At 55.8% G+C, this 15,806-nt stretch carries 13 protein-coding genes; 3 read left to right on the forward strand and 10 right to left on the reverse strand.

The window, feature by feature from the left end; all coding sequences use genetic code 11:
• Window positions 1-45: 45 nt before the first annotated feature.
• Entirely contained in the window at window positions 46-987 is a 942-nt protein-coding gene (locus ACQG2G_RS10315) for a LysR family transcriptional regulator (RefSeq protein ID WP_348595954.1), read from the forward strand.
• Here the strand turns inward: ACQG2G_RS10315 and ACQG2G_RS10320 are convergent, their stop codons facing one another.
• From ACQG2G_RS10320 to ACQG2G_RS10335, 4 genes are all read right to left on the reverse strand, one after another.
• A complete protein-coding gene (locus ACQG2G_RS10320; RefSeq protein ID WP_150057112.1) occupies window positions 988-2,016 on the reverse strand; it encodes a methionine synthase in 1,029 nt (342 codons plus the stop codon).
• A gap of 27 nt (window positions 2,017-2,043) precedes the next feature.
• A complete protein-coding gene (locus ACQG2G_RS10325) occupies window positions 2,044-3,018 on the reverse strand; it encodes a DUF1852 domain-containing protein (protein ID WP_013096709.1) in 975 nt (324 codons plus the stop codon).
• A gap of 145 nt (window positions 3,019-3,163) precedes the next feature.
• On the reverse strand, window positions 3,164-3,655 hold the full coding sequence (locus tag ACQG2G_RS10330) for an Hcp family type VI secretion system effector (protein WP_045295210.1): 492 nt from the start codon (window positions 3,653-3,655) through the stop codon (window positions 3,164-3,166).
• 253 nt (window positions 3,656-3,908) lie between these two features.
• Window positions 3,909-4,430, reverse strand: coding sequence for a DUF2778 domain-containing protein (locus ACQG2G_RS10335; RefSeq protein ID WP_061771626.1), 522 nt, complete (start codon window positions 4,428-4,430; stop codon window positions 3,909-3,911).
• Between the two features lie 268 nt (window positions 4,431-4,698).
• On the opposite strand from ACQG2G_RS10335, the gene ACQG2G_RS10340 reads away from it, so the two are divergent.
• Complete coding sequence (locus ACQG2G_RS10340) at window positions 4,699-5,238, forward strand: DUF2058 domain-containing protein (RefSeq protein WP_013096708.1); 540 nt, start codon at window positions 4,699-4,701, stop codon at window positions 5,236-5,238.
• A gap of 6 nt (window positions 5,239-5,244) precedes the next feature.
• Here ACQG2G_RS10340 and ACQG2G_RS10345 read toward each other — a convergent pair whose 3' ends face one another.
• Window positions 5,245-5,931: an RluA family pseudouridine synthase gene (locus ACQG2G_RS10345; RefSeq protein WP_248766877.1), complete on the reverse strand. Its 687-nt coding sequence runs from the start codon at window positions 5,929-5,931 to the stop codon at window positions 5,245-5,247.
• A 90-nt stretch (window positions 5,932-6,021) separates the two neighbouring features.
• Window positions 6,022-6,627 (reverse strand): FMN-dependent NADH-azoreductase, encoded by a 606-nt coding sequence (gene azoR, locus ACQG2G_RS10350; protein WP_013096706.1) that lies wholly within the window; start codon window positions 6,625-6,627, stop codon window positions 6,022-6,024.
• 204 nt (window positions 6,628-6,831) lie between these two features.
• Here azoR and hrpA point away from each other — a divergent pair, with 204 nt between their 5' ends.
• A complete protein-coding gene (gene hrpA / locus ACQG2G_RS10355) occupies window positions 6,832-10,734 on the forward strand; it encodes an ATP-dependent RNA helicase HrpA (RefSeq protein WP_061773038.1) in 3,903 nt (1,300 codons plus the stop codon).
• A 134-nt stretch (window positions 10,735-10,868) separates the two neighbouring features.
• Here hrpA and ACQG2G_RS10360 read toward each other — a convergent pair whose 3' ends face one another.
• The 4 genes from ACQG2G_RS10360 to ACQG2G_RS10375 all read right to left on the reverse strand — a co-directional run bounded on the left by ACQG2G_RS10360 (window position 10,869) and on the right by ACQG2G_RS10375 (window position 15,789).
• Window positions 10,869-12,011 carry an IS481 family transposase gene (locus ACQG2G_RS10360; RefSeq protein ID WP_426722909.1) on the reverse strand — a complete coding sequence of 381 codons (1,143 nt, stop codon included), beginning with the start codon at window positions 12,009-12,011 and terminating at the stop codon, window positions 10,869-10,871.
• Between the two features lie 583 nt (window positions 12,012-12,594).
• Complete coding sequence (locus ACQG2G_RS10365) at window positions 12,595-13,254, reverse strand: O-methyltransferase (protein ID WP_061772969.1); 660 nt, start codon at window positions 13,252-13,254, stop codon at window positions 12,595-12,597.
• Between the two features lie 76 nt (window positions 13,255-13,330).
• Window positions 13,331-14,710 (reverse strand): efflux transporter outer membrane subunit, encoded by a 1,380-nt coding sequence (locus ACQG2G_RS10370; protein ID WP_248078499.1) that lies wholly within the window; start codon window positions 14,708-14,710, stop codon window positions 13,331-13,333.
• Window positions 14,707-15,789 (reverse strand): HlyD family secretion protein, encoded by a 1,083-nt coding sequence (locus ACQG2G_RS10375; RefSeq protein WP_061771901.1) that lies wholly within the window; start codon window positions 15,787-15,789, stop codon window positions 14,707-14,709. The genes ACQG2G_RS10370 and ACQG2G_RS10375 overlap by 4 nt, the downstream gene beginning before the upstream one ends.
• Between the last annotated feature and the right edge of the window lie 17 nt (window positions 15,790-15,806).

A 15,806-nucleotide genomic window follows, 5' to 3' on the forward strand; every position in this document is an offset into this window, starting at 1 on the left:
GAAAAATGCCATAATGCAGGAAACACCTTTGCAGGATATGCACGAATGTACGACGCCGGGAGCATGAACCTCCGTTCGCTGAAGATTTTTATCGCGGTTTTTGAAGCCGAAAATTTTTCCGTGGTCGCGCGCCGCGAGGGCCTTTCCGCCTCGCAGGTTTCGCGCATTATCCACCAGCTTGAGGACGCACTCGGCCAGCAGCTTTTTTACCGCAATACCCGGGCGGTGATCCCCACAGAAAGTGGTCATCTGTTTATCCGCTATGCCAGGGAGATGATGACGAGTTTTGAGGAGGCTCGTCGGGAGCTGGATGCACGTTCAACGGAGCCTTCCGGCACGATCCGCATTAATGCACCGGTCTTTTTCGGCCAGCGGCACATTGCGCCAGGGCTGCCTGGTCTGACGGCGCGCTATCCGCGGCTGAATATCGAGCTGACGCTGACCGATGATTTTATTGACCCGCACAAGAATGCCGCCGACGTGATCTTTCGCATCGGCGTGCTGACGGACTCCACCTTTCACGCACGCATTTTTGGTCAGCAGCGCTACCATCTGGCCGCCTCGCCGGACTATCTGCGACAGCACGGCGCGCCGCAAGGGCCGGACGATCTGGCGCATCATCAATGCCTGGTCTACCGTGGTTCGTCGGGGCCTAACCGCTGGCTGTTGCGCGGTGCGGGGGAGGAGTGGGTGCACTATCCGGTGGTGCCATTAATGACGTCAAATAATGCGGAATCGCTGCTTGCTGCCGCGCTGGGTGGGATGGGAATTGTGCTGTTTCCTGACTGGCTGATTGGCGACCGCGTGCAGCAGGGCGAACTGGTCGCACTCCTGCCAGGGCTGGAGTGCGCCATTCATACGGAGCCCCTGAATATTGCGGCGATCTACCCGAACGCGCGGCATCCGCCCCTTAACGTCAGGGCGGTGATTGATCATTACGTCGGGTGTTTCGGTACGCCGCTCTACTGGCAAACGCAGGGCAGGTGATTACGCGCCAAGCTCGTTGCGGATAATCGCGGCTCCGGCGCTCAGCGCCTTCAGCTTGCCGTTGGCAACCTGACGGGAAAGCGGCGCCATACCGCAGTTGGTTGACGGGTAAAGCTTGTCGGCATCGACAAACTGCAGCGCTTTACGCAGGGTGCCAGCCACTTCTTCCGCGGTTTCAATGGTGTTGGTTGCCACGTCGATGGCGCCTACCATCACTTTTTTGCCGCGGATCAGCTCCAGCAGATCCATCGGCACGCGGGAGTTGTGACACTCCAGCGAGATGATGTCGATATTCGATGTCTGAAGCTTAGGAAACGCCTCTTCATACTGGCGCCATTCTGAGCCAAGGGTCTTTTTCCAGTCGGTATTGGCCTTGATGCCGTATCCGTAACAGATGTGCACCGCTGTTTCGCATTTCAGCCCTTCAATGGCACGCTCCAGCGCCGCAATCCCCCAGTCGTTGACCTCATCAAAAAAGACATTAAATGCCGGCTCATCAAACTGAATGATATCGACACCTGCGGCCTCTAACTCTCTCGCTTCCTGATTGAGGATTTTGGCGAACTCCCAGGCCAGCTTTTCGCGGCTTTTATAGTGCGCGTCGTAAAGGGTGTCGATCATGGTCATCGGCCCCGGCAGGGCCCACTTGATTGGCTTATCCGTGAGCTGGCGTAAGTATTTTGCGTCGTCCACGAATACCGGTTTTTGACGCGCCACGGCGCTAACCACCGTCGGCACGCTCGCGTCGTAGCGGTTACGAATGCGCACGGTCTGACGGTTTTCAAAATCCACGCCGCTGAGGTGTTCAATAAAGGTGGTCACAAAGTGCTGGCGCGTCTGTTCGCCATCGCTGACGATATCAATCCCCGCACGGATCTGCTCATCAAGCGATAAACGCAGCGCATCCTGCTTACCGGCCAGTAACTCCTGATCCTGTAATTTCCACGGTGACCACAGCGTTTCAGGTTGTGCAAGCCAGGTTGGCTTAGGCAGGCTGCCAGCGGTTGACGTCGGGAGCAATGTTTTCATATGTATAACCCTTTTAAATTCGATTAATTAACGCGCGTAGTTATCAGACCACTGCTCGAGTACGTGTTTGTAAGGTTTGATAAATTGTTCTTCCGTGAATTTACCCTGCTCAATGGCCAACTGGCTGCGTTCGACACGGTCGTAAACAATTTTGGTTAATGAGTGATCCTGCTGATTCAGATCGGGGCGATAGCAGTGTCCTGCCGCCGAGTTAGCGTTATAAATTTCCGGGCGATAGATCTTCTGGAACGTCTCCATCGTGCTGATGGTGGCGATCAGTTCAAGATTGGTGTAATCACTGAGCAAATCGCCGGTGAAGAAGAAGGCAAACGGCGCCACGCTGTTTTCAGGCATGAAATAGCGTACCTTCAGGCCCATTTTCGCAAAGTACTGCTCCGTCAATGACTCGCCATCCGGCGTGTACTCAATGCCCAGCACCGGGTGCTGGTTACCCGTGCGACGATAAGTGTCTTTGCTGGACACGCTCAGGCAAATCACCGGTGCTTTTTTGAAATTCTCACGGTATTCCGGCGAATTAACAAAATGGCGGAAGATATTGCCGTGCAAGACACCAAACTTCTCCGGAATGGTGAAATGGGGCTGGTTTTTATTATGCTCCAGCAGCAGGACGCTGAAATCGTAATCGCGTACGTAAGAGGAGAAGTTATTGCCGACAATACCGTCGATGCGTTCGTTGGTTTTTTTATCGACGATTGTGGTTTGCAATATTTCAATGGCCGGGAAGGTTTTCTCCGCACCAATATTCAGATCCACAGAGACGATCTCAAGCTCGACCGCGTAACGATCGGCATTGGGGTTATCCCAGCGCGCCAGGGCGTTAAAGCGGTTATTGATCATCACCAGGGTATTACGCAGGTTCTCCTGACGCTTTTCCCCGCGGGCGAGGTTGGCAAAGTTGGTGGTCGTACGCGTATTCTCTGACGGGTTATAATTTTCATCGAAGCAACTGCGCTTAAGGGTAAATGTAAAAGCTTTACTCATCTTGGTTATGCATCCTAAGTTCATGTTGCCAGGAAGTTATCAATGCATAATTTATGCCTGACGCGGTGGCGCAGGGGAAGTGACTTAATTTCACAGCAACATGAGCGAACTTCATGAAGGCTCAAGGGGCATGCGCCCCTTGATGTCAGGCTGAAGGGCGTTCGTTCCAGGCGTCGCTGTGCATGATGTTCCCATCGACGATACGCCAGGTAATTTTTTCATACTGCAGGCTTACGCTTTCAACATGGTTCATTTTATCGTTGGCCGCGATTTTCACGTTCGGCACGCTGCAGTTAACACCGGTGACCTTTACATTCTCCATTAATACGGTGTAATAACAGACCTCCTGTCCAGCATCATTAATATGATAGAACTTAATTTCAGCACTTTTTAGCGCTTGCCCGGTAGAAGCTGCTTTATAGAGATAGGGCGTGGAGCTATCAACTTCCTTTTCAATCCGCATGGATGAATGTTGACGCGTGCCGGTGATCTTACCGTTAGCACTATCTACCGGGAGATTTAGACCATGACTTAGCCCTATGATCTCAATGCTACCTTCACGGTCCTGAACGTCTACGGATCCTTTAATATGTGCTCCGCCATCGTCTTTTAGCCACATATAGGGGGGAATTGGCATTCTTTATTTCCTTATTCTATTGATTAGCAGCATTGTTAATCGGTAAATAACCGTAGTAAGGGTAAATACAGTTAAAATATCGATATACGTATATGTGTCATAGAGTGTTTCAGCATTAACATCACCATAAATAAAATCACATACGGAAGAAGCCACGTCATGATTAAGATAGAATTCAGCAGGCTCCAGCGTGCAACCTACCATCAGGCTAATGAGTAGAAACCCGATCGTTTTGAATAGCCTGATGCTCCATTTACCGGCAGGTGTTGGTATAGCCACTTTCAATCACCTCAACCCAGCCGCGTGCCATAAGTGAACGCATACAGGGAACCTGAATAAGTTCGGTACTCATCAGAGCGTTACGGATCAATGCGTAATCAGAATTATGGGCAATCGTGATACATCCTTCTGATTGCGTACCCGGATGCAGACGAAATAATCCACGATATATGTTATCAATCCAGGTTCCATCGTCGATACCCCAGTCATCCTTGTACAGAGCAAACCACTCATCACGGCCAAACTCTGCACCGGATCGGACTTTGTTCCACTGGTCCTGCAACTTAGCTTTTAACCCTGATATGAAGCCTCCGGTTCCTCTGTCAATTATCCAGTATTTTCCCGGAGGAATAGGTCCCGAGCCTTTAACAGCGCCACATAGTCCATTGTTTCGATAGATTCCCTGCCCGGAATGCGCCATAAACACGCCTACACCGTGCAGGTTAAAAGGCGCATAGTCAGCACCGTTAAGCAGCATTGTTCCTTTTAAGGCCATATTTTCTCCGTACCCTTATAATAAGAGAAAGGCAGCCTACGCCTGTAGAGGGTACAGATACTGAACTCACATCATATTTATGAGTTGCTCATTTTTTTTAAGAAAATGACCTGACAATTTTTAATCACTCGTTAGGCGTTAACGTTAATAAATGCTGAATGAATAATGAACCAGCCTCAGGCAACTAAACGCCATGCCTACTTCTCTAACACACGCTCCGCAATTCCCGCTATAATCCCCAAAATTTCCAACCGGTTTAAACACACTCATGACAAAACTCACCTTACAAGAGCAGATGCTGAAAGCGGGCTTAGTCTCCAGCAAGAAAATGGCCAAAGTTCAGCGCACGGCCAAGAAATCCCGCGTGCAGGCGCGTGAGGCCAGAGAGGCGGTAGAAGAGAACAAAAAAGCGCAGCTTGAGCGTGACAAACAGTTGAGCGAGCAGCAAAAACAGGCCGTGCTCGCCAAAGAGTTTAAGGCACAGGTGAAGCAGCTGATTGAGATGAACCGCATCACGGTGGCAAAAGGCAACATCACCTTTAACTTCACCGACGGCAACTTGATCAAAAAAATCGAGGTGGATAAGGCAACCCAGACCCAGTTGATTAACGGTCGTCTGGCCATCGCACGTCTGGTGATTAACGCTAACGGCGATTGTGAATATGCCATTATCCCGGCGGTGGTGGCGGATAAAATTGCCCAGCGCGATGCGGACAGTATTGTGCTAAACAGCGCCCTGAGTCAGGAAGAGCAGGATGAAGACGATCCGTATGCCGATTTCAAAATCCCTGACGATTTGATGTGGTAATACGGCTCAGAACGGTGCGGCGTGACGGGCGTTAACCGGCTCGCCGCTCACCGGATGAATAAAATTCAACTGACTGGCATGCAGCATCAGCCTCGGCGTTGTTCCGCTGCCAGGCCACGCCCGTCCCCCATATAAATCGCAGCCTAAAATCGGGTGGCCCAGCAGCTGACAGTGAATGCGCAACTGGTGGGTTCGCCCCGTTTCAGGCGTCAGTTCTACCCGCGTGAGCGGCATCGCCGCGTTTTGATGCAGGCGTTCCATCACCCGATAGCGGGAACGGGCGGGTTTGCCGTTAACGGCACAGATCGACATCAGCGGAAACAGCGCCGGATCTTTGGCAATCGGCGCATCAATCACCCCTTCATCGTTTTCCAGGTGGCCGCAAAGCAGGGCGCTGTAGACTTTTTCCACGCTGCGCTGGCTAAACTGCTGGCACAGCGCGGCGTTGATCGCCTTATTACGTGCAATCACCATCAGGCCGGACGTGCCAAAATCCAGGCGATGCACCAGCGTGCAGCCTGGGAAGCGTTGAACCAGACGATAGTGCACCGAATCGAGATTTTGCGGATTTTTACCCGAGAGGCTAAGCAGACCGGAAGGTTTATTGATCAGCAGCAGATGTTCATCCTGCCAGAGGATCTCAATGTCGTCATGACACGGTGGGGCAATAAAAGAATCAATAATCGCAGACATCAGGCCGCCCGGCTGGAGAGTGGGAGCGGATGATAACGAAATGCGGGAGAAAAGAAAAACCCTCTCACCGGGCGGTGAGAGGGGGAAATCTTAGGCAGCCACCAGGCTGTCGATCGCGGCTTTCGCGTCGGTCTGTGCTTTGGTCGCCACTTCAGGACCGTAAGCGATACCTTCTGCAAACACGAAGTTCACATCGGTGATCCCGATGAAGCCCAGGAACAGGCTCATGTACGGCGCAACCAGGTCGGTTGGGGTATCTTTATGAATACCGCCACGGCTGGTCAGCACGATGGCACGCTTGCCTTTCACCAGACCTTCCGGGCCATTTTCGGTGTAACGGAAGGTAACACCAGCGCGAGCCACCAGGTCGAAGTAGTTCTTCAGCTGGGTTGGGATGTTGAAGTTGTACATTGGGGCGTTGATCACGATAACGTCGTGCGCCTGCAGTTCAGCAATCAGCTCATCAGAGAGCGCCAGGGCTTCCTGCTGGCGTGGGCTCAGCGGTGCATCGCTTGGACGCAGCGCGCCAACCAGCTCGCCATCCAGCACAGGAATTGGGTTTGCAGCCAGGTCACGCACGGTGATTTGGTCTGCGGAATGGTGTTCACGCCACTGTTCAACGAAGTAATCAGACAGCTGACCAGACTGAGAGTACCCTGCCAGAATACTGGATTTCAAAACTAATACTTTGCTCATGGGTGATTCCTGTTTTGCATTTGATTGAAGGGGGTTGCCCCGTTGCTTGTTGACACTTTATTCACAATCCTGCCACAGAGATAGCGCAATATATCGAAGCCTATGTTCGAATTTTTTGAATAAGGCGTAGAAAGCGCTGATGTGGTACTCTATAGCAATCATTACAAAGAGATTTTATCCGGCAGTGCACTGCCCGTTAATGCTATGACAGAACAACAAAAACTGACCTTCCCGATGCTCCTGCAACAGCTTGATTCACTGATGCTGCGCGATAAACAGCGCTTTGCTCGCCGCTTGCACGGGGTGAAGAAGGTTAAAAATCCTGATGCACAACAGGCCATTTTCCAGGAGATGGCGAAAGAGATTGAACAGGCGGCAGGGAAAGTTGTGCTGCGCGAAGCGGCACGTCCGGCAATCACCTATCCTGAAAATCTGCCCGTCAGTCAGAAGAAGCAGGAGATCCTCAACGCCGTGCGCGACCACCAGGTGGTGATCGTGGCGGGGGAGACCGGCTCGGGGAAAACCACACAGCTGCCAAAAATCTGTATGGAGCTCGGCCGCGGAGTGAAGGGCCTGATTGGTCATACCCAGCCGCGTCGTCTGGCGGCGCGTACCGTGGCGAACCGTATTGCCGAGGAGCTGCAAACGGAGCCGGGCGGCTGCATCGGTTATAAGGTGCGTTTCAGCGACCATGTGAGCGATAACACCATGGTCAAGCTGATGACCGACGGTATCCTGCTGGCGGAAATTCAGCAGGATCGTCTGCTGATGCAGTACGACACCATCATTATTGATGAGGCGCACGAGCGCAGTCTGAACATCGACTTCCTGCTCGGCTACCTGAAAGAGCTACTGCCGCGTCGCCCGGATCTGAAAATTATCATCACCTCCGCGACCATCGACCCGGAGCGTTTCTCAAAACATTTCAATAACGCACCGATTATTGAAGTTTCCGGTCGTACCTATCCGGTAGAAGTGCGCTATCGCCCGATCGTGGAGGAGGCGGAGGATACCGAGCGCGACCAGTTGCAGGCAATTTTCGACGCCGTTGACGAACTGGGCAATGAGAGCGCGGGCGACATTCTGATCTTTATGAGCGGCGAGCGTGAGATCCGCGATACCGCCGACGCGCTCAGCAAGCGCGATCTACGCCACACGGAAATTTTGCCGCTTTACGCTCGTCTCTCTAACAGCGAACAGAACCGCGTATTCCAGCCACACAGCGGGCGCCGCATCGTGCTGGCGACCAACGTGGCGGAAACCTCGCTGACCGTGCCGGGCATCAAGTATGTGATTGATCCGGGTACGGCGCGTATCAGCCGCTACAGCTACCGCACCAAGGTACAGCGTCTGCCGATTGAGCCGGTTTCACAGGCGTCGGCCAACCAGCGTAAAGGGCGCTGTGGACGTGTGTCGGAGGGGATCTGTATTCGTCTCTATTCAGAAGACGATTTCCTCTCCCGCCCGGAGTTTACCGATCCGGAAATCCTGCGTACCAACCTCGCTTCCGTCATCCTGCAGATGACCGCGCTGGGGCTGGGCGATATCGCCGCTTTCCCGTTTGTCGAAGCGCCGGACAAACGCAATATTCAGGACGGCGTACGCCTGCTGGAAGAGCTGGGGGCGATCACCACTGACGAGCAGGCCACCGCGTATAAACTGACGCCGCTGGGACGGCAGCTCAGCCAGTTGCCGGTGGACCCGCGTCTGGCGCGCATGGTGCTGGAAGCGCAAAAACACGGCTGCGTGCGCGAGGCGATGATCATCACCTCGGCGCTCTCCATTCAGGATCCGCGTGAACGCCCAATGGACAAACAGCAGGCGTCGGATGAAAAACACCGTCGCTTCCACGACAAAGAGTCGGATTTCCTTGCCTTCGTGAACCTGTGGAACTACCTCGGCGAGCAGCAGAAAGCGCTGTCATCTAACCAGTTCCGCCGTCAGTGCCGCGTGGATTTCCTCAACTACCTGCGCGTGCGCGAGTGGCAGGATATTTACACCCAACTGCGCCAGGTGGTGAAAGAGCTGGGTATTCCGGTGAACAGTGAACCGGCGGAGTACCGAGAGATTCACATCGCATTGCTGACCGGACTGCTGTCCCATATCGGCATGAAGGACGCCGAAAAGCAGGAGTATACCGGCGCGCGCAACGCCCGTTTCTCCATCTTCCCCGGCTCCGGGTTGTTCAAGAAACCACCCAAGTGGACCATGGTTGCTGAACTGGTGGAAACCAGCCGTCTGTGGGGGCGTATTGCCGCGCGTATCGATCCGGAATGGGTAGAGCCGGTGGCGCAACACCTGCTGAAACGCTCATACAGTGAACCGCATTGGGAGCGTGCGCAGGGGGCGGTGATGGCAACCGAAAAAGTGACCGTCTACGGCCTGCCGGTGGTGGCCGCGCGTAAGGTCAACTACAGCCAGATTGACCCGGCGCTGTGCCGCGAGCTGTTTATCCGCCACGCGCTGGTGGAGGGTGACTGGCAGACGCGTCACGCCTTCTTCCGTGAAAACCTCAAGCTGCGTGCTGAAGTGGAAGAGCTGGAGCACAAATCCCGTCGTCGCGACATTCTGGTGGATGACGAGACGCTGTTCGAATTTTACGACCAGCGCATCAGCCACGATGTCATTTCCGCCCGTCACTTTGACAGCTGGTGGAAGAAGGCCAGCAAAGAGACGCCGGACCTGCTCAACTTTGAAAAGAGCATGCTGATTAAAGAAGGAGCGGAGTCGGTCAGTAAGCTCGACTACCCGAACTTCTGGCATCAGGGCAACCTTAAGCTGCGGCTGACCTATCAGTTTGAGCCGGGAACGGACGCGGATGGTGTCACCGTTCATATCCCGCTGCCACTGCTAAACCAGGTGGATGAGAGTGGATTTGAGTGGCAAATTCCCGGCCTGCGCCGCGAACTGGTGATTGCGCTGATCAAATCGCTGCCGAAACCGGTGCGGCGTAACTTTGTTCCGGCCCCTAACTACGCCGAAGCGTTTTTAGGCCGCGTCACGCCGCTGGAACTGCCGCTGCTGGATGCGCTGGAGCGTGAGTTCCGCCGCATGACCGGTACCACCATTGACCGCGAAGACTGGAACTGGGATCAGGTGCCCGATCACCTGAAAATCACCTTCCGCGTGGTGGACGATAAAAACAAGAAGCTGCAGGAAGGCCGTTCGCTCACCGCGCTGAAAGAGGCGCTGAAAGGCAAAGTGCAGGAGACCTTGTCCGCGGTGGCGGATGATGGGATTGAGCAGAGCGGGCTGCACATCTGGAGCTTTGGTCAGCTCCCGGAAAGCTACGAGCAAAAACGCGGCAACTACAAAATGAAGGCCTGGCCTGCGTTGGTGGATGAGCGCGACAGCGTGGCGATCAAGCTGTTTGATAACCCGCAGGAACAGCAGCAGATGATGTGGCGCGGGCTGCGCCGCCTGTTGCTGCTCAACATCCCGTCGCCGATCAAGTATCTGCACGAGAAGCTGCCGAACAAAGCCAAGCTGGGGCTGTACTTTAACCCGTACGGCAAAGTGCTGGATCTGATCGACGACTGCATCTCCTGCGGCGTGGACAAGCTGATCCACGAGGCGGGCGGTCCGGTCTGGTCAGAAGAGGGCTTTGCTCAGCTTCATGAAAAGGTACGCGCGGAGCTGAACGACACCGTGGTCGATATTGCCAAACAGGTCGAGCAGATCCTCACCACCGTGTTCAATATCAACAAACGCCTGAAAGGGCGCGTGGATATGACCATGGCGCTGGGGCTTTCGGATGTCAAAGCGCAGATGGCGGGCCTGGTGTACCGGGGCTTTGTCACCGGCAATGGCTTCAACCGTCTCGGCGACACGCTGCGTTACCTGCAGGCGATTGAAAAACGGCTGGAAAAGATGGCCATCGATCCGCATCGTGACCGTGCCCAGATGCTGAAAGTGGAAAACGTGCAGCAGGCGTGGCAGCAGTGGTTAAACAAACTGCCACCGGCACGTCGTGACGATGAAGACGTTCAGGCGATCCGCTGGATGATCGAAGAGTTACGCGTCAGCTTCTTTGCCCAGCAGCTCGGTACGCCGTATCCGATTTCGGATAAACGTATTTTGCAGGCGATGGAGCAGATTTCGGCTTAACACCCTGTTTTCTCCCTCTCTCTCCGGGCTGAGGGATCCCCATAAATAATGCCTGCACAGACGGCCCCCTCTCCCTTTGGGTGTACGGTCCGGGGACATGGTAGACAGGTGTTCGGGGACATGGTGAACACTTTTTAACATCCTTTACCCATGGTGATCGACTTTTTCTTCAGGTCGATCACCCCCACTTTTGTGCTGTACCACCACACCTCGTAGCGGCCGTCTTCCTGCATCTCCTTCAGCCCGACCCGTTCTCCCCTGAATGCCTTGCCTGCGCTCAGACTTACCCCTTTCACGCTCAGCTTTCCGCTGATATCCACTTTCCTGACCATCACGCCCTCGTCATACTCCGGAGGTGTTGTGTTGCCGCTGTACTGCCGTGCAGACGGCTGATACCGCGAGCCCGGTACCGCCATGTCCAGCGCCTCATGCGGGCGTTCAAGGTTATAGACCGTCCTCCAGTGGTCGAAGGCGCGCTGCAGTTCTCCCTCGTTCGCGAACCACTTCCCCTGCAGCACCTCTGCCTTCAGGCTGCGGTGAAAACGCTCCAGCTTGCCCTGCGTCTGCGGATGATACGGCCGGGAGTGCCCCACCCGGATACCATGGCGCATCAGCCACAGCTCCAGTGCCGTCCAGGTGCCGGTGGTGTCTCCCCACGGGGCGCCGTTGTCCATTGTCATCCGGTCCGGCAGGCCGTAGCGTTCAAACACGCTGACCAGCCGCTGCTGCACGGTCTCACGCCGTTCATCGGTACAGTGCGCCAGGCACAGGGAAAAACGGGAGTGGTCATCCAGCAGGGTGAGCGGATGGCAGCGGCCACCGCCAAAGGGAAAGTGGCCCTTAAAATCCATCTGCCAGAGCCGGTTCGGCGCGTCATGTTCGAAGCGCCCCGTGGCGGGAATGCCCGGAGAAGTGCCCGGCAGCAGGCCGTGACGGGCCATCAGGTTATGAACGGTGCTGAAGGCGGGCATACGGTGCCCCTGGTCTTCCAGCCAGCGCTTTATCTTGCGTGCGCCCCAGCGTTCATGGCGGTCATGGGCCATACGCAGCAGGGCAGTGATGTCGTCAGATGAGCGGTTCGGGAAATGGTGCGGTATGCGCGGGCGGTCCTGAAGGCCGGCGGCCCCTTCCTCCGCCCAGCGGTGAAGCCACTTGTAGCCGGTGGCAGGTGAAATGCCGAAGCGACGGCAGAGGGAACGGATGTTCGCCCCGTCCTGCGAGGCGAACAAAACAAACTCAGTACGTAATGACATGGTATCTCTCGCATCCCAGGGCATAAGCGACTCCATAAACGGGTTCTTATGTCTTAGTTGTAAGTGTCTACCATGTCCCCGAACAAGTGTTCACTATGTCCCCGGACCGTACATGGGAGAGGGCTGGGGTGAGGGGGAACATACGGCTGTGGAGGTCATTCCGTTCACTTTATGTTCCTTGCTACTCTGTAACGGCATGACTTGTGAACGTGCCAGGGCGGCTCAGTCGCCGCCGCCCTGGCGACCCGGGCTCCCGGCGGTAAATCGCCGCTTCGCGGATTGTTCGCCCCATCCCTGGGGCTCACCCCTTTGGGGCCAGCGCAAGCGCTGTCCAAAATTGCTCCCGGCAATTTTGTCTTCGGCTTATTCCTTCCGGCTTATCGGGGACGGGCGGATGTAACGTCCCTGTAAAGCCGCCCTCTCGGCGCATCCATGCGCCTCGCCCCGGCCTGCAGGAAACGCCTCAGCGATTTACAGCCGGACCAGGGCGTCGCTATAATTCATTCATTTTCCTGAAGCAACATTCATCGCTTTCGGTAAAAAATTACTGGGGATCCCTCAGCCCGGTGGGAGAGGGCCGGGGTGAGGGCATCAGGCCGCACAATTTTCACCCGTTCACAATAGCCAGCGTAAACCCATCCCACCCCTTAACCCCGACCGTTTGCAGCGCGGTGGTGGTTAAGCGCGGATTGTCCCCCATCATCTCGATAAACCGGCGAACACCCTGCACGCGCGCGTCGTCGCTTTGGCCGTTAATCACTTCGCCATCGCGCACCACGTTATCGCCGATAATCACCGTGCCGGGGCGGGAGTAGTGCAGCGCCCATTCGAGGTAGCTAGGATTGTTTGGCTTATCAGCATCAATAAAGATCAGGTCGAACGGCGGAACGTCGCCGAAATTTTCCAGAGAAGTCAGCGCCGGGCCTTCGATGAGTTCAATGCGTTGGTTGAGACCGGCAAGCTGAATATTCTGCCGTGCCACGCGGGCATGCGTGGAATCGGCCTCAAGCGTAATCAGCTTTCCGTCCGGCGGCAGGGCGCGCGCCATCCAGATTGAACTGTAAGCACCCAGCGTACCGATCTCCAGAACGCGCCGCGCCTGCGTCATGCGCACGAACAGCGCCAGCAGCTGCCCCTGATTGGCCGCAACATCGTGTTCGGGGAGTCCGGCGCGCTGGTTGTTTTCCAGTACCTTGCTCAGTACCTCATCTTCAGGAATAAGCGACGAAATCATGAAATTATCAACTGCAGACCACTGTTGTTGCATAGATTGTCTCCTTGGGTTTTACTCCCTCTCCCTGTGGGAGAGGGCCGGGGTGAGGGCATCAGCGCGCAAACCGGGTTCACTCGCTCTCCCAACCGCCGCCCAGCGCTTTATACAAATCAATCTGCGCCAGCAGCAGGTTATTTTTCACCTGCACCACGTTGGTTTGCACCGAGTAAAGTGTACGCTGTGCGTCGAGCACATCCAGATAAGATGAATAGCCGTTGCGATAGCGGTTCTGCGCAATGCGCAGCGTCTCCTGGGCCACCTCCTGCTGGGCCAGCAGTTCGCTAAGTTGTTCCTGATAACGCGTAATGGCGTCAAGGCTGTTGTTCACTTCGGCAAACGCATTGCGCACGGTTTTCTCATAGGCGTACAGCGCCTGATTACGCTGCGACTGGGAGATATCCACCTGCGCATTCAGCGCCTGGCGGTTCAGCAGCGGGGCGAGAATACTGCCGCCTGCGCTCCAGAGCTGTAACGGGTTGTCCAGCAGTCCGGAAAGGGTGCGATCCTGAATCGATCCGGTCGCCGTCAGGTTGATCGACGGCAACAGGCTGGCGCGCGAGGCGGCAAGGCTGGCATCGGCCGCAATAAGCTGATGCTCCGCCTGAACGATGTCAGGTCGTCGGTTAAGCAACGATGACGGCAGCTGTGAAGGCAGCCTGAGCGGGGTAAGCGTGCTGAAGCTTTCACTGCGCGCCACCTCGCCCGGGTTACTGCCCAGCAGCAGACTCAGGGCATTCTCTTGCTGCGCGATCTGATGCTGCAGCAGCGGCACCTGCGCCCGGGTGGCCCGCAGCTCAGAGTCAGACTGCATCAGCTCCAGGCGCGAACTGTAGCCCGTTTCAAACTGCCGTTTAGCAAGATTAAATGCCTCTTCGCGTGATTTCAGCGTGGATTCGGTGACGCGAAGCTGCTCGTCAAGCGAGAGCAGGGTGACATACCCGGAGGCCACCGACGAGGCGACAGTTAAAACTGCGGCAGCGGCGGCGGCTTTTTGCGCCTCCAGCGAGGCCTGCGCGGCATTGGCCGTGCTGCGGTTGACGCCCCAGATATCCACATCATAGCTGGCGGTGAGGCTGCCTTTGTACAGCGTACTGTATACCGGTAACCCCGTGGCGGCCGATTGCGTCCGGGCGCGGGTGCCGGTTACGCCCGCATCCAGCGACGGAAACAGGCTGCCGTCAGCAGCATAGACTCTTGCCTGATACTCATTGATCCGTTCGCGGGCGATCAGCACGTCGCTGTTATTTTTCAGCGCCTGATCCACATAGCGGTTGAGATTGTTGTCGTGAAAATTTCGCCACCAGAGTTGTTCTGGCGCGCTGGCAGGGCCGGATGCCGCCCGCCACTGGGCAGGAATATGCAGTGACGGTTGGGCAGGTTTTACATCCACCGACTGGCATCCGGCAAGCAGAACGGCAACCAGCAGGCTGGCTAGCGGGCGAAGGGTCATTGCTTCGCCTCCCGCGTATCAATGGTCACCTGTACCGACATGCCAGGACGTAGCAGTGCTGACTCTTCAGGCTTACCCAGCACTTCGATACGCACCGGAATACGCTGGGCGATTTTGACAAAGTTCCCGGTGGCGTTATCCGGTGTGATGGCACTGAATTCGACGCCGGTCGCCGGGGAGATGCTCTCCACGCGACCCTGATAGGCTTTGTTATTGAGCGCATCGACGGTAAATTTCACCGGCTGGCCCACGCGCAGCTCCGCGAGCTGGGTCTCTTTAATATTGGCGATCACCCAGTGCTGTGGCGGTACCAGGGTGGTGAGATGGGTCCCGGCCGTCACGTACGCGCCCAGACGCACCGCGATCTGCCCCAGCTGGCCGTCACGCGGCGCCACAATGCGGGTATTTTGCAGGTCGATTTGTGCCAGCTCCAGCGCCGCTTTGACGTTTTCCACATCCGCCTCCAGCGCACCACGATTCACAATTACCGTCTGCAGATCCTGGCGCGACATCTCAAGCGTCGCTTTTGCCTGCTCAATATCGGCACTGCCCTGGGCCGCGCTGGCCAGCGCCGCGTCGCGTTCGCGGATGGAGAGCGAGCCGTCAGCCGTCAGATCTTTCACCCGCTTTAAATCCGCCTGAGTTTTCAGACTCTGGGCGCGGGCATTTTTCAGCGCAGCGTCATTTTTTGCGATGACGGCTTCAGCGCTTTTACGCTGCTGGAGATTGTTATTCAGGGCGGCAATTTTCATCGCCAGCTGCGCCTCAGCCTGATGTACCCGCTGGCGATAGATACGGTCATCAATCTGCAGCAGCAGCTCGCCTTTTTTAACCTGCGCGAAATCCTGTACCTTCACTTCGGTGATATAGCCATTCACCTGCGGGCTGATAAACGTGGTCTGGCCGCGCACGTAAGCGTTATCGGTAAACTGGGCGTGGCGGGTGAACGGCGGCAGCTGCCACGCGTAAAGGATCACCAGCACGCCGACAATACCGATGGCAGCGGCGGTGAAAACGGAAACAATGCGCACATTTTTGCGGGTGTTGGCCTGCTCTTTGGCGGCATCCTGCTGACTCATAAACTCTCCAGAAATAT

This window comes from Enterobacter cloacae complex sp. 382A5, from assembly GCF_050031095.1.
In the GTDB taxonomy this organism is placed as follows: Bacteria; Pseudomonadota; Gammaproteobacteria; order Enterobacterales; family Enterobacteriaceae; genus Enterobacter; species Enterobacter cloacae.

What these genes read in the sequence shown, in the direction of transcription:
- ACQG2G_RS10315 (WP_348595954.1), top strand. Translation starts at nt 46, where the DNA reads ATGTACGACGCCGGGAGCATGAACCTCCGTTCGCTGAAGATTTTTATC.
- ACQG2G_RS10320 (WP_150057112.1), bottom strand. Translation starts at nt 2,016, where the DNA reads ATGAAAACATTGCTCCCGACGTCAACCGCTGGCAGCCTGCCTAAGCCA.
- ACQG2G_RS10325 (WP_013096709.1), bottom strand. Translation starts at nt 3,018, where the DNA reads ATGAGTAAAGCTTTTACATTTACCCTTAAGCGCAGTTGCTTCGATGAA.
- ACQG2G_RS10330 (WP_045295210.1), bottom strand. Translation starts at nt 3,655, where the DNA reads ATGCCAATTCCCCCCTATATGTGGCTAAAAGACGATGGCGGAGCACAT.
- ACQG2G_RS10335 (WP_061771626.1), bottom strand. Translation starts at nt 4,430, where the DNA reads ATGGCCTTAAAAGGAACAATGCTGCTTAACGGTGCTGACTATGCGCCT.
- ACQG2G_RS10340 (WP_013096708.1), top strand. Translation starts at nt 4,699, where the DNA reads ATGACAAAACTCACCTTACAAGAGCAGATGCTGAAAGCGGGCTTAGTC.
- ACQG2G_RS10345 (WP_248766877.1), bottom strand. Translation starts at nt 5,931, where the DNA reads ATGTCTGCGATTATTGATTCTTTTATTGCCCCACCGTGTCATGACGAC.
- azoR (WP_013096706.1), bottom strand. Translation starts at nt 6,627, where the DNA reads ATGAGCAAAGTATTAGTTTTGAAATCCAGTATTCTGGCAGGGTACTCT.
- hrpA (WP_061773038.1), top strand. Translation starts at nt 6,832, where the DNA reads ATGACAGAACAACAAAAACTGACCTTCCCGATGCTCCTGCAACAGCTT.
- ACQG2G_RS10360 (WP_426722909.1), bottom strand. Translation starts at nt 12,011, where the DNA reads ATGCCCTGGGATGCGAGAGATACCATGTCATTACGTACTGAGTTTGTT.
- ACQG2G_RS10365 (WP_061772969.1), bottom strand. Translation starts at nt 13,254, where the DNA reads ATGCAACAACAGTGGTCTGCAGTTGATAATTTCATGATTTCGTCGCTT.
- ACQG2G_RS10370 (WP_248078499.1), bottom strand. Translation starts at nt 14,710, where the DNA reads ATGACCCTTCGCCCGCTAGCCAGCCTGCTGGTTGCCGTTCTGCTTGCC.
- ACQG2G_RS10375 (WP_061771901.1), bottom strand. Translation starts at nt 15,789, where the DNA reads ATGAGTCAGCAGGATGCCGCCAAAGAGCAGGCCAACACCCGCAAAAAT.